The following is a 26915-nucleotide window of genomic DNA, read 5'->3' as shown; positions in this document are numbered from 1 at the left end:
TCCCGGTTGGACAGCAGGTCGTCCAGGTCGCTCTTGCCGATGATGGAGCGCAGCGAGGTCTGGGCCATCTGGGAGACCGCGAACCGGTAGTCCTCCACGTTGACGAGCGCGGCGGAGGCGTTGACGACCTTGAAGTAGACCACCGCGTCCACCCGCACGGTGACGTTGTCCCGGGTGATGCCCTCCTGCGCGGGCACCGGCATCGTGACGATCTGCAGGTTGACCTTGTGCAGCCGGTCCACGAACGGAACGATCGTCGTGAACCCGGGCTGGCGCTCCCCGCCGCGCAGCCGGCCGAGCCGGAAGACCACCCCGCGCTCGTACTGCTTGACGACCCGCGCCGCCGAGGCGAGATAGACGACGCCCGCGGCGCCGGTGGCGACGACCGCGCTGATCAGCTCCTCGACCATGACGACCTCCCGTTCAGAGGCCTGCTCCCCGCGCTTGTGCAGGCTTCTGCCACGATATGCCCGGTATCGGGTGCGCGGCCACGGCCCGAGGTCGAGGGCCCGGAGCGCCCGGCTCCGGGGCTACGGGGTCCCGGCGAGCCGGCCGGCGTCCCGGGCCAGCGCGGTGAGCCGGGAGATCGCCCGGAAGTACTTCTTGCGGTAGCCGCCCTTCAGCATCTCCTCGCTGAACAGCTGGTCGAAGGGCAGCCCCGAGGCGAGGACGGGCACCTCACGGTCGTAGAGCCGGTCGGCGAGGACGACCAGCCGCAGGGCCGTCGACTGGTCCGGTACCGGCCGCACGCCGGTGAGGCACACCGCGGTGAGCCCGTCGGTGAGGGCGCCGTAGCGGCTGGGGTGCACCTTCGCGAGGTGCTCCAGCAGGTCCGCGAAGCCGTCCAGCGAGGCGCCCTCGGTGGCGTACGCCGTCTTGGTCACCAGTTCGTCGGTGTACGGCGGCGGCGCCTCGGGCAGACCGCGGTGGCGGTAGTCCTCGCCGTCGATGCGCAGGGCGCGGAAGTGGGCCGACAGGCCCTGGATCTCGCGCAGGAAGTCGGCCGCGGCGAACCGGCCCTCGCCGAGCTTGCCGGGCAGCGTGTTGGAGGTGGCGGCGAGCGCGACCCCCGCCTCGACCAGCTTGCCGAGCAGGGTGGAGACGAGCACGGTGTCGCCGGGGTCGTCCAGTTCGAACTCGTCGATGCACAGCAGCCGGTGCCCGGAGAGCGTCCGCACCGTCTGCTGGAAGCCGAGGGCGCCGACCAGGTTGGTCAGCTCCACGAAGGTGCCGAACGCCTTGAGCGCCGGCTCGGCCGGGGTGGCGTGCCACAGGGAGGCCAGCAGGTGGGTCTTGCCGACGCCGTAGCCGCCGTCGAGGTAGACACCGCGCGGGCCGGCCGGGGCGGGCTTCGCCGGTTTCCCGAAGCCGAACAGCCGGCGCCTGCCGGAACCGCCGTCCCGTGCTCCGCCGAGGCCCGCCGCGAAGCCGTCGAGGACGCGCACGGCCTCGGTCTGGCTGGGCTGGTTCGGGTCGGGTATGTAGGTGTCGAAACGGACCGCGTCGAACCGGGGCGGGGGCACCATCTCGGCGACGAGCCGGTCCGCGGGGACGTGCGGCTCACGGGCGCACAGGGACAGCGGGGCCGCATCGGCGGAGGGAGCAAGCCCGGAGGCGGGGGAGGAGGGCGACACGCTTACTCATGTTACGGGGCGTGGAACACTGCACGGCATGCGACGTCTCTTCCCTGTGACCGACGAAACAGCAGCTCCCGCCGGGGAGACGACCGGCGCCTCCCGCGCGGGAGAGGGCCCGGAGGGCCGGGAGTGGAGCCTGGCCGAACTGGCCGCCGCGTACGCCTACCCCGGGCCGGGGCCCGGCGGGGGCCGGCAGCCGTGGCTGCGGGCCAACATGGTGTCCACGCTCGACGGGGCCGCCCAGCACGAGGGCCGTTCGCAGCCCATCTCCAGCCCGGCCGACATGCGCGTCTTCGGCACGCTGCGGGCCCTCGCGGACGTCGTGCTCGTCGGTGCGGAAACGGTTCGGCTGGAGGGCTACCGGCCGGCCCGCGCGCGTGCGGAGTTCGCGGCGGCGCGCGAGGCGGCCGGGCAGGGCCCCGCGCCGGCGATCGCCGTGGTCTCCGCCGGCCTGGACCTGGACTTCTCCCTGCCGCTGTTCACCACCCCGCTGGTGGACACCCTGGTCCTGACCGGCGCCGCCGCGCCCCCCGACCGGATCGCCGCCGCCGAGGCGGCCGCCGGGACCCGGGTGGTGATCGCCGGGGACGGCGCCGGAGTGGATCCGGCCCGCGCGGTGCGGGCCCTCGCGGAGCTGGGGCACACCCGGTTGCTGACCGAGGGCGGGCCGCGGCTGCTGGGGCAGCTGGTGGCGGCCGGAGTACTGGACGAGCTCTGCCTGACCGTCGCCCCGATGCTCGTCGCGGGTGACGCTCAGCGCATCACCGGTGGACCGTCTGTGACACTTCCGAGTCGTTTCACGCTGAAATCGATGTTGGAGGAGGACGGTTTTCTTTTCACGCGGTACGCGCGGCCCTGACCGGACGGGCGGACCCGAATCCTCCGGCGGTGTCCGGGAGTGTCCAGGAGCACCCGGATGCGCGTTCAATGGTTACCGCTGGTCCGGTAATCGGCGGAATGCTCCGTTCCGCTTGATGGTGCGACGGGCACACTGAACCCGGTGATGCCCGTGCGCGCACGGGCGGGACGGATTCCGCAGGGCCTGGCTCGGCCCACGGGGAGAGAGGGCCCACGGTCCTCCGAGGAGAAGGGGCGCCTGGTGTTCACAAGCGTACTGATGATCGAGAAGGCCCTGACGTCCGCCGACGTGGAGTTCGTCACCACCTTGCACGGCGACGAGGAGGTCGCCTTCCAGGTGCTGCTCCAGCCGCGCGGAGAACAGGCGGACCGGCTGCTGAGGGCCATCGACGACGTGGCCCTCGGCGAGCTCGACGACGCCGTCCGGGAAGGGGGGACGCCCGAGGGCGAGGACGCCAGGACGACGGGGGAGCGGGCGCTCGAGGTGTCCCTGCAGGCCCTGCGGGCCGCCGGCCACGAGGCCGACGGCCGGCTGATCGAGAACCACCCCCTGGACGTGCTGAGAACGATGGTCCGGGAGACCGGGGCGGACGAGGTGATCGTGCTCACCGACCCGCACTACGTGGAGGAGTTCTTCCACCGGGACTGGGCCTCCCGGGCCCGGCACAAGGTGGGCGTACCGGTGCTGAAACTGTTCTCGCACAGCAAGGCATAGGCTGGGGCGGCGCCCCGTGGACGAGGGCGCGAGAAGACTCGTCACCACTGGGGAGAAACACGCATGGCACCCGGCCTTCCTACCGCGATGGACCGACCGCACTTCATCGGCATCGGCGGCGCCGGGATGTCGGGCATCGCGAAGATCCTCGCGCAGCGCGGCGCCGAGGTGGCCGGCAGCGACGCCAAGGAGTCGGCCACCGCCGAGGCGCTGCGCGCGCTGGGCGCCACGGTCCACATCGGGCACGCCGCCGGGCACCTGGCCGACGACGCGAGCTGCGTGGTCGTCTCGTCGGCGATCCGCGAGGACAACCCGGAACTCGTCCGCGCGGCCGAACTGGGCATTCCCGTGGTCCACCGTGCCGACGCGCTGGCCGCCCTCATGGACGGCCTGCGCCCGATCGCGGTGGCCGGCACTCACGGCAAGACCACGACCACCTCGATGCTGGCCGTCTCCCTGACCGCGCTGGGCCGCCGACCGTCGTACGCGATCGGCGGCGACCTGGACGCGCCCGGCTCCAACGCGCTGCACGGCGAGGGCGAGATCTTCGTCGCCGAGGCGGACGAATCGGACCGCAGCTTCCACAAGTACGCCCCCGAGGTCGCGATCATCCTCAACGTGGAACTGGACCACCACGCCAACTACGCGTCCATGGAGGAGATCCACGAGTCCTTCGAGGCGTTCGTCGGCCGGATCGTGCCCGGCGGCACGCTGGTGATCTCGTCGGACCACGAGGGCGCGCGGGAACTGACCCGGCGCCTGCGGGCCTCGGCCTGCTCCGTCCGGACGGTGACGTACGGGGAGGCGCCCGACGCCGACGTACGGGTGACCTCGGTCGTCCCGCAGGGGCTGAAGAGCGAGGTGACCGTCGAGTTCGAGGGCTCCCCGCTCACCTTCACGGTCTCCGTCCCGGGCCGCCACTACGCGCACAACGCGGTGGCCGCGCTCGCCGCCGGCGCCGCGCTCGGCATCCCGGCCGGGGAACTGGCCCCGGCGCTGGCCGCGTACACCGGGGTGAAGCGGCGCCTGCAGCTCAAGGGCGAGGCGGCGGGCGTCCAGGTCATCGACTCCTACGCGCACCACCCGACCGAGATGACCGCCGACCTGGAGGCGATGCGCGCCGCCGCGGGCGACGCCCGCATTCTGGTCGTCTTCCAGCCGCACCTGTTCTCCCGCACCCGGGAGCTGGGCAAGGAGATGGGCCAGGCCCTGACCCTGGCCGACTCCTCGGTCGTGCTTGACATCTACCCGGCCCGTGAGGACCCGATCCCGGGCGTCACCAGCGAGCTGATCATCGAGGCGGCGCGGGCGGCCGGCGCGGACGTGACGCCGGTGCACGACAAGGCGGAGATCCCGGACGCGGTGGCGGGAATGACGAAGCCCGGCGATCTCGTTCTCACCATGGGAGCGGGCGACGTCACCGACCTCGGCCCGCTGATCCTCGACCGTCTCTCGAAGTGAGACGCGCAAGAAGCACGCAGCAGCAGAAGCGAAGGGGCTGAGGGCTCATGTCGTACGACGTGGAGAAGCCGGACGAGCAGTGGCGCGCGGAGCTGACGCCGGCCGAGTACGCCGTGCTGCGCCAGGCGGGCACGGAGCCGGCCTTCACCGGTGAGTACACCGACACGAAGACCGAGGGCGTCTACGCGTGCCGTGCCTGCGGCGCCGAACTGTTCACCTCGAAGACCAAGTTCGAGTCGCACTGCGGCTGGCCCTCCTTCTACGACCCGCGCGACTCCGAGGCGGTCGAGCTGGTCGAGGACCGGTCGCACGGCATGGTGCGCACCGAGGTGCGCTGCTCCCGCTGCGGCTCCCACCTCGGGCACGTCTTCGAGGGCGAGGGGTACCCGACGCCCACGGACCAGCGGTACTGCATCAACAGCATCTCGCTGAAGCTGCAGCCCACCGAGGGCTGATCCGCGCGCACGCGCGCCGAGCCGTGGTGAGGGGGAGGGCCGCCGGGATTCCCGGCGGCCCTCCCCCTCCTGGGTGGTTTCCCGAGGTCGGGGCGGGGCAGGTGGCCGCGTAGCGCGGGGGCGTGTCCCCCCGGGCGCTGTCGGAGGTGCCGTCTACACTCGACCGGCGGCAGACCGTGCGGCCGGCCCGGCCGGAAACCTCCAGCCCCCGAAGGATGTTCGGCGTCTTGATACGGATCGACTCAGTGACCAAGCGCTACCCGGACGGCACGGTGGCGGTCGACCGGCTCTCCCTGGAGATCCCCGACCGCTCGATCACCGTCCTGGTCGGACCGTCCGGCTGCGGCAAGACGACCACCCTGCGCATGATCAACCGCATGGTCGAACCCACCGAGGGGACGATCCTGCTCGACGGAGAGGACATCCGGCGCCGGCCGGTCACCGCTCTGCGCCGGTCCATGGGATACGTCATCCAGAACGCCGGACTCTTCCAGCACCGCACGATCGTCGACAACATCGCCACCGTGCCGCGCCTGCTCGGCTGGGACAAGCAGCGGGCCCGGGAGCGGGCGGCGGAGCTGATGGACCGGGTGGGCCTGGACACCGCCCTGGCCAAGCGGTACCCGTACCAGCTCTCCGGCGGCCAGCAGCAGCGCGTCGGAGTGGCGCGCGCGCTCGCCGCGGATCCGCCGGTGCTGCTGATGGACGAGCCCTTCTCGGCCGTCGACCCGGTGGTCCGCAAGGGCTTGCAGGACGAACTCCTCCGGATCCAGGAAGAGTTGGGCAAGACCATCGTCTTCGTCACGCATGACATCGACGAGGCGGTCACACTCGGCACCATGGTCGCCGTACTGCGCGAAGGCGGCCGGCTCGCCCAGTACGCGCCGCCCGCCGAGCTGCTGTCCGACCCCGCGGACGCGTTCGTCGAGGACTTCCTCGGCGCCGACCGGGGCATCCGTCGGCTCTCCTTCCTCACCACCGCCGCGCTGGAACTGGCCACCGACGCGGTGATCCCGCCGGACGCCACCGCCGAGCGGATCGGCGCGTCGGACGCCCCCCACCTGCTGGTGACCGACGCCGAGGGACGCCCGCTCGGCTGGTCCGAGCCGCGCCGGCTGACCGCCGGGGACATCCGCCCCGACCGACTCCTGCCGTACGGGCGGCCGTTCGTGCCCGGCGTGGACTCACTGCGGGTCGCGTTGGACTGCGCCGTGCTCTCCCCCACCGGCTGGGCCGTCGCCGTGGACGACGCCGGCCGGGTGCGGGGCGTCGTCTCCCAGCAGACCATCGGCGACGCCATCCGCACCGCCCACCGGAGCGGCCGCACCGGCGACGAGAAGGTCGCCGGATGAGCGGCTTCTTCGACATCCCCAGCGACCTCCAGCACAGCTGGGCGGGCCTGATCGGGCTGCACCTGCGGGAGGCGCTGATCCCGGTCGCGGCCGGGCTGCTGCTCGCCCTGCCCGTCGCCCAGCTGTGCGGACGCTTCCGCTGGCTCTACCCGCCGGTGCTGGGCATGACGACCGTGCTGTACGCCGTCCCGTCGCTGGCGTTCTTCGTCGTCCTCATCGACTACACCGGCCAGACCGAACTGACCGTGATGATCCCGCTGGCCCTGTACAGCCTGGTGGTGCTGGTCCCGGCGATCGTCGACGGCGTGCGCGCGGTGCCACCGGAGACGCTGGCCGCGGCCACCGCGATGGGCTTCGGCCCCCTGCGCCGTTACACCCAGGTGCAGTTGCCGATCGCCGTCCCCGCCGTCATCGCCGGCCTGCGGGTGGCCACCGCCTCCAGCATCTCCCTGGTCAGCGTCGGCGCCCTGATCGGCAATCAGGGCGCCCTCGGCAACCTGCTCGCGGCCGCGCAGAAGTACGACCGGCCCGAACTCGCGGTGAACTCCGTCATCACGACGGCCGTGCTGGCGATCCTGTGCGACGCGCTGCTGGTCCTGCTCAGGGTCCTGCTCACGCCGTGGACGCCGCGCGGCGCCCGGCCGAAGCCCGCCGCACACCCCGAGCCGTACGGGGCCGGGGGCGCGGTCCGGTGAACATCCTCGACTTCATGAACGCCTTCTTCAGCGACAGCGCCCACTGGCACGGCTACGACGGCATCCCGCAACGCTTCCTCGAACACGTCCGGTACTCGCTGCTGGCCCTCGTGACCGCCGCCGCGATCGGCCTGCCCGTCGGCCTGCTGACCGGGCACACCGGCCGCGGCGGGAACGCACTCGCCTTCATCGCCAACGCCGCCCGCGCCCTGCCCAGTTTCGGCCTGCTGGTGCTGGTGGTGCTGCTGATCGGCTTCGGCCTGCTGCCCGTCATGATCCCGCTGGTCGTGCTGGCCGTCCCGCCGATCCTGGTGACCACCTACGAGGCCGTCCGCACGGTGGACCCCGCCCCGGTGGACGCCGCCCGCGGCATGGGCATGCGCGAGTCGCACATCCTGTTCCGGGTCGAGGTGCCGGTGGCGCTGCCGCTGATCCTGAGCGGGCTGCGCTCGGCGGCCATCCAGATCGTGTCGACGGCCACCATCGCCGCGTACGTCAGCCTGGGCGGCCTCGGCCGGTACATCATCGACGGGCTCTACCAGCGCGACTACGAGAAGGTGGTCGGCGGGGCCACCCTGGTGGCGGCCCTGGCCCTCCTCACGCTCGCGCTGTTCTGGGCGGCGGGACGGCTGGTGGTGTCGCCGGGCGTGCGGCGGCGCTGAACCGGCCCCGGGCGTACGGGCGGACGAGCGGCAACCGTGATCCGGCCGCGCTTGACGGCCGTCAACCGGCTGGATTGGATCGGTGGATGACTCCTACCGCGAAGAGCAGCAGGTCCAGGACGAGGCACACCGGTGCGGCGCTCGTCGCGCTCAGCGCCGCGACGGCACTGCTCGCGGGCTGTTCGTCCGGCGACACCTCCGACAATCCCCTCGAGGAGGAGAAGACGGAGGCCGGCACCGTCGTCGTCGGCTCCAACAACTTCGCCGAGAGCACCCTGCTCGCCGACATCTACGGCGAGGCGCTGAGGGCCAAGGGCCTCAAGGTCACCTACAAGCACAACATCGGCAGCCGGGAGACGAGTTACGGACTGCTGAAGAACGGTTCCGTCACCGTCCTGCCCGAGTACAACGGCTCCCTGCTCGCCTACCTCGACCCCGAGGCCGAACAGGAGTCCGCCGACGCCGTCAACGAGGCCGTCAAGGCCGAGCTCGACAAGAAGCTGACGCTGCTGGACCCGTCGCCGGCCGAGAACAAGGACTCGGTCAGCGTCAACGCCCGGACGGCGAAGAAGTACGGGCTCACGGAATCGTCCACCCTCGCCGAACTCAAGGACGCCGCACCGGAGATGGTGATCGGCGGCTCGCCCGAGTTCCAGACCCGGCAACAGGGCCTGAAGGGCCTGGAGTCCGTCTACGGACTGAAGTTCAAGTCCTTCAAGGCGCTCGACGCGGGCGGCCCGCTCACCCTGGCGGCGCTCACCGGCAACGAGGTCCAGGCCGCGGACGTCTTCACCACGGACCCGGCCATCGTCAAGGAGAAGTTCGTCGTCCTGAAGGACCCGGAGAACCTCTTCGGCTTCGCCAACGTGACCCCGCTGGTGCACAAGGACGCCCTCCCCCAGGAGGGCGTCGACGCGCTCAACGCGGTCTCCGCGGAGCTGGACACCGAGACCCTGCTCGACCTCGACACCCAGGTCCAGTCGGAGAAGAAGGACCCGCTGGAGGTGGCGAAGGCCTGGCTGAAGTCGGTCGGACTGGACTGACCCCGCGCGGGGGTGCGGTGAGCGGGCCGCACCCCCGCGCCGTTCACCGTGCCGGAGCCGCCTGGAAGATCAGCCGGTCCAGCAGGGCGATCAGTACGTCCCTGGACGACTCGCGCTCCCGCGCGTCGCAGAGCAGCACCGGCACGCCCTCCGGCAGGGTCAGCGACTCCCGGATCTCCTCGGCCGGGTAGGGGTGCTTCCCGTGGAAGCCGTTCGCGGCGACGACGAACGGGATGCCCCGGCGCTCGAAGAAGTCGATCGCGGCGAAACTGGACTCGGGTCTGCGCACATCGATCAGGACCACCGCGCCGAGCGCGCCGAGGGCCAGGTCGTTCCACATGAACCAGAACCGCTGCTGGCCCGGCGTACCGAAGAGGTACAGCACCAGGTCGTCGGAGACGGTGATCCGGCCGAAGTCCATCGCCACCGTGGTGTCACGTTTCTCCTCGATGCCCTCGAGGTCGTCGACGTCCAGGCCCGCCATGGTCAGCGGTTCCTCGGTGCGCAGCGGGGCGATCTCGCTGACCGAGCCGACCATGGTGGTCTTGCCCACGCCGAAGCCCCCGGCGATCAGGATCTTGACCGTGTCGGGCGCCGGACGCCCGGCGGGCGCCTGAGCGGTGGTGTCAGAGCCGGCCAAGTCCGTCCCTCACTTTCTGCAGCAGATCCAGGTCCGGGGTGGTGCGGGTGACGTGGTGGGGCGGGTGGACCGTGATCCGGCCCGCCTCCAGCAGGTCGCAGAGCATGATGACGATCACGCTCATCGGGAGGTCGAGGCGGGCGGCGATCTCCGCCACCGCGACGGGCTCCGCGCACAGCCGCAGGATGCGGGTGTGCTCGGGCTGCGGCCGGCCGGCCGCCTCGGGCTGCGGATCGGCCGCCGTCACCGTCGTGATGAGCGTGAAGTCGGCGCGGCTGGGCCGCGTCCGGCCACCGGTCAGGGTGAACGGTCGGACGAGCCGGCCGGCGACATCGCCTCCGCCCACCTCACGCGCCGGAGTCGACGGCGGGGCCTGCCGTGCCCCGGGGCGCCGCGCTGAGATGCTCGCCGATCTTCTTCACCAGCATGTTCATCTGGTAGGCGACCACGCCGACGTCCGCGCCCGGCCCGGTCAGCACCACGAGGTGGGCGCCCGGACCGGCCGAGGTGAGGATCAGGTAGCTGTTGGCCATCTCGATGAGCGCCTGGCGCACCGGGCCGCCGCGGAAGTCCATGCTGACGCCCTTGCTGAGGCTCATCAGCCCGGACGCGGTGGCCGCCAGACGCTCCGCGTCGTCGCGCAGGAACCCGGTGGACTTGCTGACCACCAGACCGTCCTCGGACAGCACCACGGCCTGGTTCACCTCGGCGACCCGCTCCACGAGTCCGGTGAGCAGTTGGTCGAGCTGGGTGTGAGTGGCGGGTACGGGGCGTGTCATCTCTGTGTTCCTTCGTCGGCGTTCAGCGGTCGGAGGGCGGGTTCGGGAGCTCTCGGGAACCGGCGGGGTCCCCGGAGGAGGCCGTCGTGCCGGTGACGGCGGGCGGCGGCACGGCAGCGTCGTCGGCACGGGTGTCGGCGCCGTCCGCACGTGCCTGGGAGGTGCCGCGTTGGAAACCGGCGAGGGAGGCGGCCGCGTGTTCCGCGGTGAAGTCCCCGGAGTCGTGCTCGGCGGGCGCCGCCACCTCCTCCCGCAGTTCGGCGGCCAGGCTGGTCTGCGGCACCCGGCGGGGGAGCGGGGCGAGCCCGCTGTTCCCGGGCGCGGCCGCGACCGGGCGGGGAGCGGCCCGTACGGCGGCCCCGGGCCGGGAGGGCGCCGTACGGGCGGGCGTGCCGGTCGCCTCGGCCGCCTCGGTCGCGGCGGAGGGCCGGGCGTCCGCGGCGTTCTCGGGCTCCGCGGCGTTCTCGGGCTCCGCGGCGCTCGCGGCGTTCTCTGTGTTCGCGGCGTTCCCGGCGTTCGGCGTGCGGTGTCCGTTCCCCCCGGCGGCGGGGGCGGCCTCGGCCCCGTGCGGGGCGTCGGCCGCGTCGCACACCACGATGGTGTGCGGGAGCAGCACGATCGCCGTCGTCCCGCCGTACGGCGACGGGCGCAGGGTGACGGCGATGCCGTGCCGGTGGGCCAGCTGGGAGATCACGAACATGCCGAGCCGCAGGTCGTCGGCGAGGGCCACCACGTCGAACTGCGGGGGCTTGGCCAACTGGGCGTTCATCGAGGCGTAGTCGTCCTCGGACATGCCGAGCCCCCGGTCCTCGACCTCGACGGCGAGCCCCTTGGCCACCATCGCGGCACGCACCCCGACGGGGCTCGGGGCGGGCGAGTACGCCGTCGCGTTGTCGATCAGCTCGGCCAGCAGGTGGATGACGTCGGCCACCGCGGGCGGGGCCAGCGCCACCTCCTCGTCGGTGTGCACCTCCACCCGCTGGTACTCGGCGACCTCACCGACGGCGCTGCGCAGGATGTCGATCAGTGCGACCGGTTCGCTCCACGAACGGCCGGGCCGCTCACCGCTGACGATGACCAGGTTCTCCTCGTAGCGGCGCAACTGACTCGCCGTGGAGTCCAGTTCGTACAGACCCTTGAGGACCTCGGGGTCGGTGTGCCGGCGTTCCAGCGCGTCGAGCTTGCTGAGCTGGAGGTTGACGAGGTTCTGGCTCTGCCGCGCGATGCCCAGGATGATCTTCTGGAACCCGCGCCTGGTGTCCGCGAGTTCGACCGCCGTGTGCACCGCGGTGCGCTGCGCGGTGTTGAACGCCTGGGCGACCTGGCCGAGTTCGTCGTGGCCGTAGTCCAGCGCAGTGGTCGCCGACTCGGCGTCGACCCGCTCGCCCCGCTCCAGCCGGGCCACCACGTCGGGCAGCCGCTCCTCGGCGAGGCTGAGGGTGGCCATCCGCAGGCCGTGCAGCCGGCGGGACAGCGAGCGGGTGATCCGCCACGACATGCCGACGCACAGCAGCAGGGCGAGCAGACCGCCGGCGCTGAGCGCCGCCGCGGTCAGCAGCAGACCGCGGGCCTCGGCGGCGCTGCGGGTGAGCAGCGCGTCGGTCTGCTGACGGATCAGGGTGGCGTACTGCGGTGTGATCTTGGTCAGGGCCGCGTCCCACTGCTGCTGCGCGTCCGGCAGGGCGGCCGTGCCCTTCGCGGTGGGGTGGACGGCGAGCACCTCGTTCTCGATCTCCTGCAGGGTGCTCCACTGGGGGCTGTGCAGGATCTTCTCGGTCTGCGTCTTGGTGTCGCCGCGCAGGGACGGCACGATCTGGTCCTTGACCAGCCAGCGGCGGGTGGCGACCGTCCCCGCGAAGGCGGACCAGGACGGCTCGTCGAGTTCCCCGGACGGCCAGGCCAGGGTGAGCCGCGCGTCCTCCTGGGAGACCAGTTCCGCCGCGTGCTCCAGCGAGACCAACGGCCTGGCCTGCGAGGTCAGATCGCCGTCGTCGACCTGCGACAGCTCCTGGAAGGCGTGGATCTGGTCGTCGATGATCGAGGTGTACTGGTCGAGCGCCTGCTCGGCGGTGATGTCGCTCGGCCTGTCCACCTGGCCCCGGTAGTACTCGAGGCTGCCCACCGAACCGAGCACCGAGTACAGCCGCTCCGACACACGGGCCGGCGCCTCGGCGATCGCGTCGGCCTGCCCGACCAGCTTCGCCACCGCCGCGTCCGTCTTCTCGCGCTGCGCCTCGAGGGCGGCCCGGGACGTCTCCGGCGAGACCAGCCAGGCCGCGGAGAGTCTCCGCTCCTGCTGCAACGCGAGCGTCGCCTCGGTGCCCATCGCACCGGTCGACCGGCTCAGCTCCGTCTGCGCGCGGAGCTGAAGCCCCTCCGAGAACATCCGGATCGTCGTCACACCCCACATGGCGGCGAGGGTGACGCTGGGCACCAGAGCCAGCAGGACCAGCGAGAGACGTATGGAGCCGAAACGGCGCCGGGCACCTGTCCGTGGAGACATCGTCGTCCTAGAGCGTTCGGATCAGCGGGGATTGCGGGTGCGGAACAGTCGGGAACGGGCTGCAGGCGGGCCGGACGCAGGTCCGGTCACTCCCGGGTGGTGTGCGGGAGGTTGTCCGCACATGCGACCGTACAGCCCGTGCGTAACCGAGTCCTGGAATACGTCCTCACCGGATGCGACCGTCACCGGGTTCCGTTGGCGGCGAACCCGGCGACCGAGGCGGCGTTGGTCTTCGTGACGAACGCCGGGCCGGTGAGCACGGGAGACACCCCGCCGCCGCTGATGTTGCCGTTGGTCCGGTACAACCACAGCGCGTCCACGGCGAGATAACCCTGGAGGTAGGGCTGCTGGTCGACGGCGAACCGTATGTCACCCCGGCGGACGGCGTCCACCAGGTCCTTGTTGAGGTCGAAGGTGGCGACGCGCGCCCCGGTGTCCGCCTTCTTGGCGGCGTCGGCCACGATGAGGGCCTGCTGCGCGCCGTTGGCGACCACCTCGTCGATGGTCGGGTCCTGGCGCAGCCGGGCGGCGACGATGCCGGAGACGGCGCGTTCGTCGGTACCGTCCACGTAGAGGTTCTCGGTCTCCCCGTCGAACGTCTTGCGCATGCCGGCGCAGCGCGCCTCCAGCCCCACGTTGCCCCGCTCGTGGATGACACAGAGGGCGTGCTCGGCCTTCAGTTCGTTCAGCTTGTTGCCGACGGCCTGGCCCGCGACGCCGTCGTCCTGGCCGAAGTACTCCAGCAGCCCCGTCGACTTCCAGGCGCCGATACCGGAGTTGAGCCCGACCACGGGGATGCCCGCCTCGCGTGCCTCCTTCACCGCGCCCTTCATCGCCTGCGGTTTGGCCAGGGTGAGGGCGATGCCGTCCACCTTGTCGCGGACCGCGTCGCGCACCAGTTCGGCCTGGCCGTCCGGGTCCGCGTCACTCACATAGGTGAGGTCGATGCCGTCCTTCGCCGCGGCGGCCTCGGCTCCCTTGCGCACCCTGTCCCAGAAGGCGTCCCCCTCACCGCCGTGCGTCACCAGCACGACCCTCATCCCGTCGCCGGCCGCACCCGTGCTCCCGGAGTCCGAGGAGTCGCCGGCCACGTCGAAGACCGAGCAGCCGGTCACCAACAGGCCGACGGCTGCCGCGACCACGGCCGGGCGGACGGGCCGTCTCGGGGAACCGTGGGACGGGGGACGAGTGTTCATGAGGGAGCGGACCTCGCTGTACGGCCGAGCAAGTGAGGAGACGGAAGCAGGGGCGGAGCCGCGGGGGTGTTGTGCCGACCAGGTGACTCTCGCTGGCCGGAGCCAATCGCGTCGCACCACTGGTAGTCAAGTGAGGGACCACGTGAAGTGAGACGCCGCTGCCGCATTGTGATGAACGGTGAGTTCCGAGGTGACAGGGGTGGCCGCCCGTCGTCCGGCCTCCAACCGCACGGCCGGTACGGAACCCGGACGGGCCCGCCCGGCAGGCGCGGACGGCGTCGCTCCGGATCAACACCGAGGAATTCCGGTGGTGTTGGCGGAACGCGGCGACGCATCGCGAAAAGTTCCGGCCGGATCCGCCCTCCGTCCCCCTCCGTCGACGCGGCTGTCGCACTCAGATACCGGACGTGCTGTTTTCTTTCGGCGTCCGGGACCGAATTGCCGGATGTGTGCCGCATGATGGAACGGACCTCCGAACGAATGCCGCCGCAGGGTGAGTTATCGTGTGCGCGGGGTAAAAACAAACGGCACGACCCGTTCCTTTCCGGCTCAGGAGTACAGTCGATGGCGAGGCAGGTACGCGCCGAGCAGACCCGCGCGACGATCATCACGGCCGCCGCCGATCTGTTCGACCGGCAGGGGTACGAGTCGACGAGTCTCAGCGACATCGTCGAGCACGCCCATGTCACCAAGGGAGCCCTGTACTTCCACTTCGCGGCGAAGGAGGACCTGGCCCACGCGATCCTGGAGCTCCAGTCCGCCACCTGCCGCCGACTGGCCAGGGACACCGAGACCCGCGGCCACACCTCCCTGGAGGCGCTGATGCGTCTCACCTTCTGCATAGCCCGCCTGTCGGCCGAGGACCCCGTGCTGCGGGCGGGGCTCCGGCTCGCCACCGGGGGCACCCGGCCGCGCCCTCCGCTCAGTCACCCCTTCGCCGAGTGGATGGACATCGTCACCGCCCGGCTCCTCGGCGCGGTCAAGGAGGCCGACGTCCACCCGGAGGTCGACATCGAGGTCGTGGCCCACTCCCTCGTCTGCTTCTTCATCGGCACCCGGGTCGTGGGCCGGTCCCGGGAACCCGTCGCCCGGCAGCCCCGCCGCACCGCGGAGATGTGGCAGATCCTCATCAGGGGCCTGGTGCCGGTGACCCGCAGGGCCCGTTATCTCAGCCTGGCCGCGCGGCTGGAGCGGGAGATCGCCCCGGTGTGACCCGCGCCGGCCGGCGCCGCGGGTTACGGTGAGCCGCATGCCCGACACCCCCACCGCCCCCGTGCTCCTCGGCAACCGGCCCGGCTCGTTCCCGCACGGAGTGCTCGCCGAGCGGCACCCCGCGATCATCCGGCAGGTGCGCGACGCCTTCCCCTACGAGCCCGCGCAGCGGCACGCGCTCGACGCGCTGCTGGCCGACTGCACCGAAGGCACGATCGAGGCCCTCCCCGCCGACGCCCACGACCGGGACCGCTGGACGGCCTGGGGGATGGACACGTACACCGGACAGTCCTGGTACGACGTGCCCTGGCTGTGGTCCGAGAGCTGGTTCTACCGTCGACTGCTGGGAGCAGTCGGTTACTTCGGCCCCGGCCCCTGGCAGGGCATCGACCCCTTCCGCCCCTCCAAACTCGCCGAACTCGACTCGCCCGAGACCGATGAGGAACTCGCCGCGCTCGACGACCTCGCCGGGCGGCCCGCGGACGAACGGGGCCGGGCCCTGCTGCACGGCTCCCTCTGGGGAAACCGCGCCGACCTCGGCTTCCGGCTGTCCGCCGAGGGAACCGACCTCGCGGCGGCCGTCCCCGCGCTGGTGGCCGACGACAGCGAGCGCCTCTGGTCGCTGCTGGACCCCTCCCACGCGGGCCGGGCGGGCACCCTGGTGCTGGTCGCCGACAACGCCGGCCGCGAACTCGTCCCCGATCTGCTGCTCATCGACCACCTGCTGACCCACGGACACATCGGCCGGGCGGTGCTGCACGTCAAGCCGTACCCGTACTACGTCTCCGACGCCACCACCGCCGACGTCGTCGACGCGCTGCGCCGGCTGACCGGCGCCGGGGCGGCGGCGGCCGGTCACGGGCGCCGCCTGTGGGACGCCCTCGCCGACGGACGGCTCGCCCTGCGCGCGCACCCCTTCTCCTGCTCCCCGTTGCCCTACGAGGAGATGCCGGACGACCTCCGCGCCGACTTCGCCCGGGCCGCCGTCACCGTCGTCAAGGGAGACCTCAACTACCGTCGTCTGGTGGGCGACCGGCAGTGGCCGCCGACCACGCCGTTCGCGGAGGTCACCGGGTACTTCCCGGGACCGGTCGCCGCCCTGCGCACCCTGAAGTCCGACGTCGTCACCGGCCTGGCACCCGGTACGGAGAAGGCGCTGGTCGCCGCCGAGGAGCAACGCTGGCGCACCAGCGGCACCCATGCGCTGATCCAGGTGCGGCCATAGCACGCCCCGGCCCGTTTTCGGCGCATCGGCGAGGTTTCACGCGATGGTGTGATCATGGTCGGGCCGGCGGATGCCGTTCCGCGCCCCCGGGTAGTGCCCGGCCATGTCCTCAGCGTCCGCAGTGTCCTCGGCGAACCAGCCGTTCGAACTTCCGCACTTCTACCTGCCGCACCCTGCGCGGCTGAACCCGCACCTCGACCAGGCCCGCGCCCACTCGTCGGCGTGGGCGCGCGAGATGGGCATGCTGGAGGGATCCGGGGTCTGGAACCAGGCCGACCTCGACGCGCACGACTACGGCCTGCTCTGCGCCTACACCCACCCCGACTGCGACGGCCCCGCCCTCTCCCTCATCACCGACTGGTACGTGTGGGTCTTCTTCTTCGACGACCACTTCCTGGAACTGTTCAAACGCACCCAGGACCGGGAGGGCGGCAAGGCCCACCTGGACCGGCTGCCGCTGTTCATGCCGCTGGACCCCGCGACCCCGGTCCCTGAGCCGCGGAACCCGGTCGAGGCGGGCCTCGCCGACCTGTGGTCGCGCACGGTGCCCGCGATGTCCCAGGACTGGCGCGCCCGGTTCGCCCTCGCCACCGAACACCTCCTCAACGAGTCGCTGTGGGAGCTGTCCAACATCAACGAGGGGCGGATCGCCAACCCCGTCGAGTACATCGAGATGCGCCGCAAGGTGGGCGGCGCCCCCTGGTCGGCGGGGCTCGTCGAGTACGCGACGGCCGAAGTGCCCGCCGCCGTCGCCGGAACCAGGCCGCTGCGGGTGCTGATGGAGACGTTCTCCGACGCCGTGCACCTGCGCAACGACCTGTTCTCCTACCAGCGCGAGGTCGAGGACGAGGGGGAGAACAGCAACGGCGTCCTCGTCCTGGAGACCTTCTTCGGCTGCACCACCCAGGAGGCAGCCGACACCGTCAACGACGTCCTCACCTCACGGCTGCACCAGTTCGAGCACACCGCGTTCACCGAAGTGCCCGCGGTCGCCCTGGAGCAGGGCCTCGCCCCGCACGAGGTCGCGGCGGTGGCGGCGTACGCGAAGGGGCTGCAGGACTGGCAGTCCGGCGGCCACGAATGGCACCTGCGTTCCAGCCGGTACATGAACCAGGGCGCGCGGCGGACCGGCCCGTGGGCGGGCCCGACCGGGCTCGGCACCTCGGCCGCCGACGTGCGGGGGCTGCTCGCCGCCGCGGGGGCGCTGGGGGCACCTCCCACGCCGTTCAGGCAGTGGGGGAGGCTGAGGGCCCACACCCATGTGCCGTACCGGAAGGTCGGCCCGTCCCTGATCCCCGACCTGCGGATGCCGTTCCCGCTGGAACTCAGCCCGCACCTCGACGCCTCCCGGAGCACCCTCGCCGACTGGTGCCGGCGGACGGGCATCCTCGCCGAAGGCGTGTGGGACGAGGACAAGCTCGCCGCCTACGACCTCGCGCTGTGCTCGGCCGGACTCGACCCGGACGCCACCCCCGAGGCGCTCGACCTCAGCGCCCAGTGGCTCGCCTGGGGCACGTACGGCGACGACTACTACCCGCTGGTCCACGGACACCGCCGCGACCTGGCCGCCGCACGGCTGACCACGGCACGCCTGTCGGACTGCATGCCCGTCCACGGCGAGCCGGCGCCCCCGGCGGCCAACGCCATGGAGCGGGCCCTGACCGACCTGTGGGCGCGCACCACGGCGGCCATGACGCCCGGGGAGCGGACCGTCCTGAAGAAGGCCGTGAACGACATGACCGAGAGCTGGCTGTGGGAACTGGCCAACCAGCTGCTGCACCGCGTGCCCGACCCGGTCGACTACCTGGAGATGCGCCGGCGGACCTTCGGCTCCGACCTCACGCTCAGCCTGTGCCGGATGGGCCACGGCCCCGCCGTCCCGCCCGAGGTCTACCGCAGCGGCCCGGTCCGCTCCCTGGAGAACGCGGCCGTCGACTACGCCTGCCTGCTGAACGACGTCTTCTCGTACCAGAAGGAGATCGAGTACGAGGGCGAGATCCACAACGCGATCCTCGTCGTGCAGACCTTCTTCGGCTGCGACTACCCGAGGGCCCTCGGCATCGTCCACGACCTGATGAGCCGCCGCCTGGACCAGTTCGAGCATGTCGTGGAGCACGAACTGCCCGTGCTGTACGAGGACTTCGCGCTCTCCCCGGAGGCCCGCGCGATCATGCGGGACTACGTGCTGGACCTGCGGAACTGGCTGGCGGGCATCCTGAACTGGCACCGGAGCGTGGACCGCTACAAGGACGAGTGGCTCTCGGGCCGGGCCCACGGCTTCCTGCCGGACCGCACACCCGCGCTGCCCGTGCCCTCCCTCTTCTGAGAGGGGAGCGGGCCCGGTCCGGGGCGGGGCGGGCGACACGACCGGCTGAACGCGGCGGACCGGCTCGCGCGGCCCCGGTCCGCCGGGCAGGATGCTGCCCATGACCACACGTAGCCGCAGGTGGCAGTACGTGACCGAACGCAGTCCGCAGGTGCGTCCCGGGAGGGCAGGATGGCCGGCAGCACGCTCGCGCTCCTCACCGCCGGGGGCCCCGCCGCCTCCATGGCTCCATGGCCCTATGGAGGGTGTGCGGAAAGCGGTCATAGTGGACTGAGTGGCTCCGGACGTCCCGCACCGTCCACCGAACGACACCAGGCGCGACCATGACCCAGGCACCGACACCCACCGCGGACACCGTCCGCCGACTGGTCCGTACCCTCCTGAAGCACGAGGGGGGAGGCGCGGACACCGCCGCCGGACCGGACGGAGTGGACGTGCGGCCCGTCGGCGAGGGTGCCGACCCCGCCACCTGGTGGGTCGGCACCCGCCATGTGCTGCGGCTGGCCCCCGACCCGGCGGCGAGCACCCGCAGGCGCCGCGAGCTGCGGCTGCGCGAACTCGTCCGGCCGCACGTCCCGGTCGCGGTGCCGTCGAGCACGGCGCACGGCGAGTGGGCGCCCGGCCTGGTCTACACCCTGGACACCAGGCTGCCCGGCGGGTCGGCGGAGCGGCACCGGGTGTCCGCCGGGGGCGAGGCCGACCTGGCCGCGCTGCTCACCGGGCTGCGCGAGGCGCCGGTGCGGCAGGCGGAGACGCTGGGCGTGCCGCGGGTTCCCCCGCGCTCCCTGGAGTCCCTGCGCCGGGCCGCCGGACAGGCCGCCGAACGGCTCGCCGAGGCCGACGAGTTCGCCCCCGGCCGGCTGCGGCGGCTCACCCCGTCCGCCACCGCCCAGCTCATCGCCCAGCCCGCCTCGGCGGTCCTCGTCCACCATGCCCTCACCGGTGCGCATCTCGTGGTCAGCGCCGAAGGCCGGGTACGCGGTGTCCTCGGCTGGGCGGAAGCGGTGATCGGCGACCCCGCCGAGGACATCGCCGGTCTGGCGTGCGCCGTGGGCTCCCCGGCCGCCGTACGCGCCGCCACCCTCGCCGGCTACGGCGCCCGCCCCTGTCTGCGCGGGCTCTGGCTGGCCCGCTGCGACAGCGTCCTGCGCCTCGCCGAGGCGCTCGGCGGCAGGGGCGCCGATCCGCTGCCGCTGCTGCGGATCCGGCTGCGCCGGGCCTGGGAGGCGATCCTCCTGGAGCGGGTGACGGACCTCCGAGGCGCCGACGACATGCTCTGAAGACATGCCCGGCCGCCGGCCGCCCGGCCTCAGTCCTGCAGCAGCACCACCGCGGACTCGCCGGGCAGGCGCAGCACCCCGTCGGCACCCGGTACGTCGACCGGTTCCCAGGCGGCGAGCACGCGCGCGTGCGGGACGCCCAGCGCGATCGGGACCGGTTCGCCGCCCAGGTTCACCGCCACCAGCACGTCCCCGCGCCGGAAGGCCAGCCAGCGCCGCTCCTCGTCGTGGACCACCCTGGTGTCGGCGAGGTCGGGGTCGGTGAGGTCCGGCTGGGCGTGCCGCAGGGCGACGAGCTGCCGGTACCAGGCCAGCACGCGCGCGTGGGGCTCGCGCTCCGGCTCCGACCAGTCGAGGCAGGAGCGGTCCCGGGTGGCGGGATCCTGCGGGTCGGGCACGTCCTCCTCGGCCCAGCCGTGCGCCGCGAACTCCCGGCGCCTGCCGTCGCGCACCGCCGTGGCGAGCCCGGCGTCGGTGTGGTCGGTGAAGAACTGCCAGGGCGTGCCGGCCGCCCACTCCTCGCCCATGAACAGCATCGGGGTGAACGGGGCCGTCAGGGTGAGGGCCGCCGCGCAGGCCAGCAGGCCCGGGGAGACCAGCGCGGCCAGCCGGTCCCCCCGGGCCCGGTTGCCGACCTGGTCGTGGGTCTGGCTGTAGCCGAGGAGCCGGTGCCCGGCGACCCGCGTGCGGTCCAGGGGCCGGCCGTGCCGCCGGCCGCGGAACGTGGAGTACGTGCCGTCGTGGAAGAAACCGCCGCGGAGCGTCTTGGCGAGAGCCGCGAACGGGGCGCGCGCGAAGTCGGCGTAGTAGCCCTGCGACTCACCGGTCAGCGCGGCGTGCAGGGCGTGGTGGAAGTCGTCGTTCCACTGCGCGTGCAGCCCGTGTCCGCCCGCCGCGCGCGGGGTGATGTCCCGGGGGTCGTTCCGGTCCGACTCGGCGATCAGGAACAGCGGCCGGCCGGTCTCGGCGGCCAGCGCGTCCACGGCCGCCGACAGCTCCTCGAGGAAGTGGTACGCGCGCGTGTCCGCCAGCGCGTGCACGGCGTCCAGGCGCAGCCCGTCGATCCGGTAGTCCCGCAGCCACGCCAGCGCGCTCTCCACGAGATACGTCCGCACCTCGTCGGAGCCGGGCGCGTCCAGGTTGACGGCGGCGCCCCACGGGGTGTGGTGGGTGTCGGTGAAGTACGGGCCGAACCGCGGGAGGTGATTCCCCGACGGCCCCAGATGGTTGTGCACCACGTCGAGGACGACGCCCAGCCCCAGGCCGTGCGCGCGGTCCACGAACCGCTTCAACGCCTCGGGCCCGCCGTACGGTTCGTGCACCGCCCACGGCGAGACCCCCTCGTACCCCCAGCCGTGGCGGCCCGGGAAGGGGCACACCGGCATCAGCTGCACATGGGTGACGCCCAGTCGGGCGAGGTGCTCCAGCCGCCCGGCGGCGGCGTCGAAGGTGCCCTCGCGGGTGTACGTGCCCACATGCAGCTCGTACAGGACGGCGCCGGGCAGCGGGCGCCCGTCCCACGCCGCGCGCCAGGCGTACGCCTCGTGGTCGACGACCGCGCTCGGCCCGTCGGGCCCGTCCGGCTGCCGTCGCGAGCGCGGATCGGGCAGCACGGGCCCGTCGTCCAGGGAGAAGCCGTACCGGGAGCCATCGCGCGCGTCGGCCTCCCCGCGCCACCACCCCTCCCGTTCCGGATCGCGTGCCAACGCGCGCGCGACGCCGTCGCACTGGAGCGTCACTCTGCCGGCCTGCGGTGCCCACACCTCGAACTGCACGGACGGTTCCCCTTCGTCTGCTCACCGTGATGTAGTCCGTCCATCGTGCTGCATGGAAGACCGATCCGCCGGAGAATGATCCTTTTGCGGCGGGTGTCGCCGCCGGAGGGGCGGGTGCCGTGGGGACGGCCGGGAGGGCACTCCTCCGGTCTTCTGGACAGTGCGCCCCGTGCTGGCCGACAATCAGCAGCGTGACGTCGTCCTTCGAGTTCAACACGTACCCCGCGCGGATCTCCGACGTGGAGCGGGACAAGGCGCTGAAGGTGCTGCGGGACGGCGCCGCCGTGGGGCGGCTGTCCCACGACACGTTCATCCGGCGCATGGAACTCGCCCTCGCCGCCCGGTCCCCCGAGGAACTCGCCCCGCTCACCGCCGACCTGCCCACCGAGGGCCGCTTCTCGCGCGTGCTGTTCTCCTCCGTGGAGGCGGTCTCCGGGTTCACGGTGCGGCTGCGCGGGGCGTGGCGGGCCGAGCGGCTGCCGAAGCTGCTGCTGCCCCATCCGGGGACCGGCCACCCGCTGCGCATAGGACGCGATCCCGCCAACGGGCTGCGGCTCAACCACGAGACGGTCTCCCGTGTGCACGCGGAGCTCCGCCGGCAGGGCGGTCTGTGGGTGCTGCGGGACCTCGGGTCGACCAACGGCACCACGGTGAACGGGCGTCGGGTCGTCGGCGCGGTCGTCGTCCGCGAGGGCGACCAGGTCGGCTTCGGGCGGATGACGTACCGGCTTGCGGCGAACTGAGCCCGGTGCGGCGCGACATGGCGGTTTCCGGTCGCGCGATCCCGTTCGGGTGAGCCGGGCTGGGGTTCCGGCACCGTCGTGCCGATGCATCTGGAATGACGTACACCATGGACACCACGTGCACCTCGGTGAGAGCGGTACGGGGCGCGCTGCTCGCGGTGATCGCCCTGCTCGCCTGCATCGCGCCCGCGCCCGCGCGGGCGGAGACCCGGGGCGCGGCCGCCCCCGACACCTGGCTGGCCGTCGGCGTCGACCGGGACGGGACCCGGACCGGCACGACGTCCGGCGCCATGCTCCGCTGCGACCCGCCCCAGGGCCACCCGCGCGCCGCCGCCGCCTGCGCGGAACTCGCCTCGGCGAACGGGCGGATCTCCGACATCCCGGCCGAGGACGCCATCTGCACGATGATCCACGCCCCGGTGACCGCCCACGCCCACGGGAAGTGGCGGGGGCAGCCGGTCGAGTACACGGAGACCTTCCCGAACGCGTGCGTGATGAGGGCCCGGACCGGCTCCGTGTTCGCCCTGGACGAGGCGTAGGCGAGGCGTGACCGGGCGGCGCGCGCCGCCCGGTCACGCGCGGGCGTGCAGCGCCGCCGCCACGACCGTGCGGGCCTGGTGCTCCACCTGGTGCTCCACGGGCACCCAGCGGGCCCGGAAGTGCACGGCGAAGGCGTCGCTCCACAGGGCGACCAGCCGGTCGAGACGCGCCGCCGCGTGCGCGTCGGTCTCCCGCACCACTCGCAGCAGCATCGCCGCCGCCCGCAGCGGCACCCGGCGCGTGAACGCGTCCACACTGCTCACGTACGCCCTCGTGCGGTCCGCGGGCGGGGTGTGGACCAGGTCGTCGGCCAGTCCCGGTACCAGCTCCAGCCCCCAGGTGGCCGCCCGCAGCAGCGGACCACCGGCGGCCCCGGCGCCCGTCACGGCTCCGGGCCGCGCCTCCTCGAGCACCTGCCGCACCTTCCGCGCGTCCCGCTGCAGCCGGTCCGCGAGATACCGCAGCGCCGCCGCCGGCGCCGGATGCGGACCCGGATCGTCCACCAGGGCCGCGGCCCACATCGGCACCTCGACGACCGCCGTCAGACCGCCGTACCGGTGAGCCCGGTACCAGGTGCTGTGCCGCGCGTCGTCCGGCAGGCTCGGATACGCCGGTCCGGCCCCCCGGGGCGGGCATCACCCGCACCCCGGGGCCGGACACCGGCCAGCCGGCCGCGTCCGAGGCGCCGGTCTCCACCGGAATGTGCAGCTCCGCGGCCGATTTGGCGAACGGCTCGGCGAGCCCCGGCACGTCCCTCGTCAACTGGACCCAGCTGCCGCCCAGATCGGTCCCGTGCAGCGACACCTGGAGGTAGGGCCGCAGCTCGTCGATGACCCCGGTCAGGGCCCGGGTCTCGGGCGGCAGCCGGCCGGGCGGCAGCACCGACGGCGCCCACTCCGGCTGCTCCGACCCCTGGGGACGGAAGAAGCCCAGGTGGTAGTCGTACAGGCTGTGCGGGGGCGAGGTCCTGTGGAGGCTCGCCCCGTCGGGGTCCGCGCACAGCAGGAAGTGCCAGGAGGTGCCGTTGCGCAGCTCGCTCTCCACCAGGACCCGCCGGGCCAGCGCGAGCAGGGCGCCCCCGCCGGCCGGTTCGTTGGCATGGGCGCCGGCCACCACCAGCACGGCACGCCGGGCGTGGCCCACGGACAGCAGGTGCAGCGGCCGCCCCGCCCGGGAGGCCCCCACCTGCCGCAGGACGCTCAGACCGGGCCGCTGGACCGTCAGGGCACGGGCGGAGGAGACCAGTTCGGCCACCGTGGGATAGCGCAGCTCCGGCAGGAGACCCACCCCCCCCGTCGTCCCCAGTCCTCCACCCAATGCCGCAATCCGCAGTACCCCACGGTCACGGAACGGTGTCAAGGGTGCGACGGGGGAGGTCCCATCGGCTCTGCGGCGTGCTCCAGCAGCGCCACCGGCGACCGCTCGAACAGTTCCGCCACCCGCACGTGCCCCGTGAACTCCCGGCCAAGGTCCAGTACGTCGGTCCACCGGCCGGGCGGCAGCGCCAGCCGGGTCTCCCGCCAGCCGCCCGCCTCCGCCAGCCGCAGCGACAGCCGGGTCACGGCGGTCAGCACCGCACCGGAGCGCACGAACGCCACGCAGTGCGCGGCCCCGGGCCCCTCGGCGGCCAGCGGCTCGTACGACGCCGTGTCGCCGAACGCCTCGGGCCGCCGCGCCCGCAGCCGCAGCGCGGCCCGCGTCACCGTCTCCTTGCCGAGGCCGGCGCTGTTGCCGACGCCGCTGCCGTCGCCCGTGCCGGGGCCGGACGGCGCGTCGGCCGGGAAGCTCACCGCGCGCCGGTTGTCGGGGTCCACCAGGGCCCGGTACTCGAACTCGGAGCCCTGGTAGACGTCGGGCACGCCCGGCATCGTCAGATGGACCAGGGCGGTACCCAGCACGTTCGCCTGGATGTGCGGCCCGAGCGAGGCCCGCAGCGCCGCCACCCGTTCGCCCGGCGCCCCGCACGGCCCCGCCGCCACGAACCGGGCCACCGCCTGCTCGTACGGCGGCTCCTGCTCGGTCCAGCTCGTGTGGAGCCCCGCCTCGCGCACATGCTTGAGCAGCGCCCCCGCCACCCGCTCCGGGTCCGCCGGGCCCAGCCCGAACACCGTCTGCCAGGCCGCCCACGCCAGCTGCGCGTCCGGCACGCCCTCGCCGGTGCGGGTCACCTCCGTCAGGACGTCCGCCCAGCGACGCGGGGACTCGGCGAGCACCTGGAGCGCGGCCCGCACGTCGGCGCTGCGCTTGGTGTCGTGCGTCGAGACCACCGTTCCCGTCGCCGGCCAGTCGCGCTGCACGCGCGCGCAGTACGCGTGGAACCGCTCCGGGGACACCGCCGGGTCGCCGGGGTCCTGGCCCACCTCCGTCGCCGACAGCAGCGGCACATAGCGGTAGAACGCCGTGTCCTCCACCGACTTGGCCCGCAGCGCCGACGCCGTCTGCGCGAACCGCGTACGGAACTCCACCTGCTCCGGCCCGTCGCCGTACAGCCCGAGCACCAGATCCCGTACGACGTCCACCGCCCCGGCCTCCTCGGGCACGGCGAAGGCGAGCCGTGCCGCGGCCGCCGCCTCCTCGGTGACCACACCGGCCGGGTCCACGGAGGTGTAGGGCCGGTACACCTCGAGCCGGACCAGCAGCTCCCGGAGCGCGGTGCGCAGCGCCCAGGGTGCGCGGTCGCGCAGTACGGGCTCGGGTGAGGCGGCGCACAGGCGGTGCGCCACCCGGGTCAGCCGGTCCACCTCGGCGGCCAGCTCGTGCGTGAGCACCTTGTACGCGGCCCGCCGCACCGTCGCCGCCCACTCGCCGCCCCGGTCCGGCTGCGGCGCCGCGAACCGCCGGTACTGGCCGAGCAGCTCCCCGAACCCCGCCGGGTCGGTGAACAGGCCGTCCACCTGCCGCAGGGCGTCGTAGCCGGTGGTGCCGGCGACCGGCCAGGAGGCGGGCAGCGGCTCGCCGTCGGCGAGGATCTTCTCCACCACGGTCCAGCGGCCCCCGGTCGCCTCGTGCAGCCGCCGCAGATATCCGTCCGGGTCGGCGAGCCCGTCCGGGTGGTCGACGCGCAACCCGTCGACCACGCCCTCGCGCAGCAGCTGGAGGATCTTGGCGTGGGTGGCCTCGAACACCTCCGGGTCCTCGACCCGCACCCCGATCAGCTCGGAGATGCTGAAGAACCGCCGGTAGTTGAGTTCCGTACGGGCCAGGCGCCACCACACCGGGCGGTACCACTGGGCGTCCAGCAGCTGCGGCAGCGGCAGGTGGGCGGTGCCCTCGCGCAGCGGGAACGCGTGGTCGTGGTAGCGCAGCACGTCGCCGTCGGTCTTCAGCAGGCCGGTCTCCGTGCCGAGCGGCCCGCCCAGCACCGGCAGCAGCACCTGGCCGCCCTGGGCCTCCCAGTCGATGTCGAACCACCGCGCGTGGCGCGACGAGGGCCCTTCGCGCAGCACCTCCCACAGGGCGCGGTTGTGGCGCGGGGACATCGCCATGTGGTTCGGGACGATGTCCACGACCAGGCCGAGCCCGTGCTCCCGCGCGGTGCGCGACAGGGCCCGCAGCGCCTGCTCGCCGCCCAGCTCGGCACGGACGCGGGCGTGGTCCACCACGTCGTAGCCGTGCGGTGAGCCCGGCACCGCCTCCAGGACGGGGGACAGGTGCAGGTGCGACACCCCGAGCGAGGCCAGGTACGGCACCGCGGCCGCCGCGGCCGCGAACGGGAAGTCGGGCCGCAGCTGCAGCCGGTAGGTGGCGGTGGGGACCGCGGGGTCGGGTCGCTCAGGGGTCATGCAGAGGTACGTACCCGCCCGGCGGCCCTTCCTGTC

At 73.0% G+C, this 26915-nt stretch carries 23 protein-coding genes and 1 pseudogene; 14 read left to right on the top strand and 10 right to left on the bottom strand.

What is annotated here, in order from left to right:
- Positions 1-410 (bottom strand): SPFH domain-containing protein (locus ACWEQO_RS29555; protein ID WP_452985869.1); only part of this gene is annotated, 410 nt, incomplete at its 3' end.
- Between the two features lie 120 nt (positions 411-530).
- Positions 531-1634, bottom strand: coding sequence for a cell division protein ZapE (gene zapE, locus ACWEQO_RS29550; protein ID WP_452985868.1), 1104 nt, complete (start codon positions 1632-1634; stop codon positions 531-533).
- 37 nt (positions 1635-1671) lie between these two features.
- On the opposite strand from zapE, the gene ACWEQO_RS29545 reads away from it, so the two are divergent.
- The 8 genes from ACWEQO_RS29545 (at position 1672) to ACWEQO_RS29510 (ending at position 8878) form a co-directional block, all read left to right on the top strand.
- The gene (locus tag ACWEQO_RS29545; RefSeq protein ID WP_452985867.1) at positions 1672-2496 is read left to right on the top strand and encodes a pyrimidine reductase family protein; all 825 of its coding nucleotides are present in this window, start codon (positions 1672-1674) and stop codon (positions 2494-2496) included.
- A 240-nt stretch (positions 2497-2736) separates the two neighbouring features.
- Entirely contained in the window at positions 2737-3210 is a 474-nt protein-coding gene (locus ACWEQO_RS29540) for an indole-3-glycerol phosphate synthase (RefSeq protein ID WP_361459574.1), read from the top strand.
- 63 nt (positions 3211-3273) lie between these two features.
- Positions 3274-4671, top strand: coding sequence for a UDP-N-acetylmuramate--L-alanine ligase (murC, locus tag ACWEQO_RS29535; RefSeq protein WP_452985866.1), 1398 nt, complete (start codon positions 3274-3276; stop codon positions 4669-4671).
- Between the two features lie 47 nt (positions 4672-4718).
- Positions 4719-5126 carry a peptide-methionine (R)-S-oxide reductase MsrB gene (msrB, locus tag ACWEQO_RS29530; RefSeq protein WP_361459572.1) on the top strand — a complete coding sequence of 136 codons (408 nt, stop codon included), beginning with the start codon at positions 4719-4721 and terminating at the stop codon, positions 5124-5126.
- A gap of 227 nt (positions 5127-5353) precedes the next feature.
- Positions 5354-6478, top strand: a complete 1125-nt coding sequence (locus tag ACWEQO_RS29525; protein WP_361459571.1) for an ABC transporter ATP-binding protein — start codon at positions 5354-5356, stop codon at positions 6476-6478.
- A complete protein-coding gene (locus ACWEQO_RS29520) occupies positions 6475-7173 on the top strand; it encodes an ABC transporter permease (protein WP_452985865.1) in 699 nt (232 codons plus the stop codon). Before ACWEQO_RS29525 ends, ACWEQO_RS29520 begins: the two co-directional genes overlap by 4 nt.
- Positions 7170-7835, top strand: a complete 666-nt coding sequence (locus ACWEQO_RS29515; protein WP_452985864.1) for an ABC transporter permease — start codon at positions 7170-7172, stop codon at positions 7833-7835. Before ACWEQO_RS29520 ends, ACWEQO_RS29515 begins: the two co-directional genes overlap by 4 nt.
- An 86-nt stretch (positions 7836-7921) precedes the next feature.
- Positions 7922-8878, top strand: a complete 957-nt coding sequence (locus ACWEQO_RS29510) for an ABC transporter substrate-binding protein (RefSeq protein ID WP_452985863.1) — start codon at positions 7922-7924, stop codon at positions 8876-8878.
- 43 nt (positions 8879-8921) lie between these two features.
- Here the strand turns inward: ACWEQO_RS29510 and ACWEQO_RS29505 are convergent, their stop codons facing one another.
- The 5 genes from ACWEQO_RS29505 to ACWEQO_RS29485 all read right to left on the bottom strand — a co-directional run bounded on the left by ACWEQO_RS29505 (position 8922) and on the right by ACWEQO_RS29485 (position 13996).
- Entirely contained in the window at positions 8922-9518 is a 597-nt protein-coding gene (locus ACWEQO_RS29505; RefSeq protein WP_452985862.1) for a GTP-binding protein, read from the bottom strand.
- A complete protein-coding gene (locus ACWEQO_RS29500) occupies positions 9505-9864 on the bottom strand; it encodes a DUF742 domain-containing protein (protein ID WP_452985861.1) in 360 nt (119 codons plus the stop codon). The genes ACWEQO_RS29505 and ACWEQO_RS29500 overlap by 14 nt, the downstream gene beginning before the upstream one ends.
- A 1-nt stretch (position 9865) precedes the next feature.
- Positions 9866-10297: a roadblock/LC7 domain-containing protein gene (locus tag ACWEQO_RS29495; RefSeq protein ID WP_361459565.1), complete on the bottom strand. Its 432-nt coding sequence runs from the start codon at positions 10295-10297 to the stop codon at positions 9866-9868.
- Between the two features lie 22 nt (positions 10298-10319).
- Positions 10320-12800, bottom strand: a complete 2481-nt coding sequence (locus tag ACWEQO_RS29490; protein ID WP_452985860.1) for a sensor histidine kinase — start codon at positions 12798-12800, stop codon at positions 10320-10322.
- 182 nt (positions 12801-12982) lie between these two features.
- Positions 12983-13996: a substrate-binding domain-containing protein gene (locus ACWEQO_RS29485; protein ID WP_361459563.1), complete on the bottom strand. Its 1014-nt coding sequence runs from the start codon at positions 13994-13996 to the stop codon at positions 12983-12985.
- Positions 13997-14560: 564 nt separating this feature from the next.
- On the opposite strand from ACWEQO_RS29485, the gene ACWEQO_RS29480 reads away from it, so the two are divergent.
- The 4 genes from ACWEQO_RS29480 (at position 14561) to ACWEQO_RS29465 (ending at position 20039) form a co-directional block, all read left to right on the top strand.
- Positions 14561-15208, top strand: coding sequence for a ScbR family autoregulator-binding transcription factor (locus tag ACWEQO_RS29480; protein ID WP_279333039.1), 648 nt, complete (start codon positions 14561-14563; stop codon positions 15206-15208).
- A gap of 37 nt (positions 15209-15245) precedes the next feature.
- Positions 15246-16433: a damage-control phosphatase ARMT1 family protein gene (locus ACWEQO_RS29475; RefSeq protein WP_452985859.1), complete on the top strand. Its 1188-nt coding sequence runs from the start codon at positions 15246-15248 to the stop codon at positions 16431-16433.
- Between the two features lie 103 nt (positions 16434-16536).
- On the top strand, positions 16537-18759 hold the full coding sequence (cyc2, locus tag ACWEQO_RS29470; protein ID WP_452985858.1) for a germacradienol/geosmin synthase Cyc2: 2223 nt from the start codon (positions 16537-16539) through the stop codon (positions 18757-18759).
- Positions 18760-19082: 323 nt separating this feature from the next.
- Positions 19083-20039: an aminoglycoside phosphotransferase family protein gene (locus ACWEQO_RS29465; RefSeq protein WP_452985857.1), complete on the top strand. Its 957-nt coding sequence runs from the start codon at positions 19083-19085 to the stop codon at positions 20037-20039.
- A gap of 29 nt (positions 20040-20068) precedes the next feature.
- Here ACWEQO_RS29465 and treZ read toward each other — a convergent pair whose 3' ends face one another.
- Positions 20069-21814 (bottom strand): malto-oligosyltrehalose trehalohydrolase, encoded by a 1746-nt coding sequence (gene treZ / locus ACWEQO_RS29460; protein ID WP_452985856.1) that lies wholly within the window; start codon positions 21812-21814, stop codon positions 20069-20071.
- A gap of 191 nt (positions 21815-22005) precedes the next feature.
- On the opposite strand from treZ, the gene ACWEQO_RS29455 reads away from it, so the two are divergent.
- Positions 22006-22557, top strand: a complete 552-nt coding sequence (locus tag ACWEQO_RS29455) for an FHA domain-containing protein (RefSeq protein WP_452985855.1) — start codon at positions 22006-22008, stop codon at positions 22555-22557.
- Positions 22558-22652: 95 nt separating this feature from the next.
- Positions 22653-23096 (top strand): SSI family serine proteinase inhibitor, encoded by a 444-nt coding sequence (locus ACWEQO_RS29450; protein WP_452985854.1) that lies wholly within the window; start codon positions 22653-22655, stop codon positions 23094-23096.
- Positions 23097-23129: 33 nt separating this feature from the next.
- Here ACWEQO_RS29450 and ACWEQO_RS29445 read toward each other — a convergent pair.
- Positions 23130-24384 (bottom strand): annotated as a pseudogene (locus ACWEQO_RS29445) (M14 family zinc carboxypeptidase).
- A 68-nt stretch (positions 24385-24452) separates the two neighbouring features.
- Entirely contained in the window at positions 24453-26879 is a 2427-nt protein-coding gene (gene treY / locus ACWEQO_RS29440; protein ID WP_452985853.1) for a malto-oligosyltrehalose synthase, read from the bottom strand.
- Positions 26880-26915: the final 36 nt, after the last annotated feature.

Source organism: Streptomyces sp. NPDC004051, from assembly GCF_053604275.1.
The sequence above is the reverse complement of the archived record's forward strand: the minus strand, read 5'-3'. Positions and strand labels throughout refer to the sequence as shown.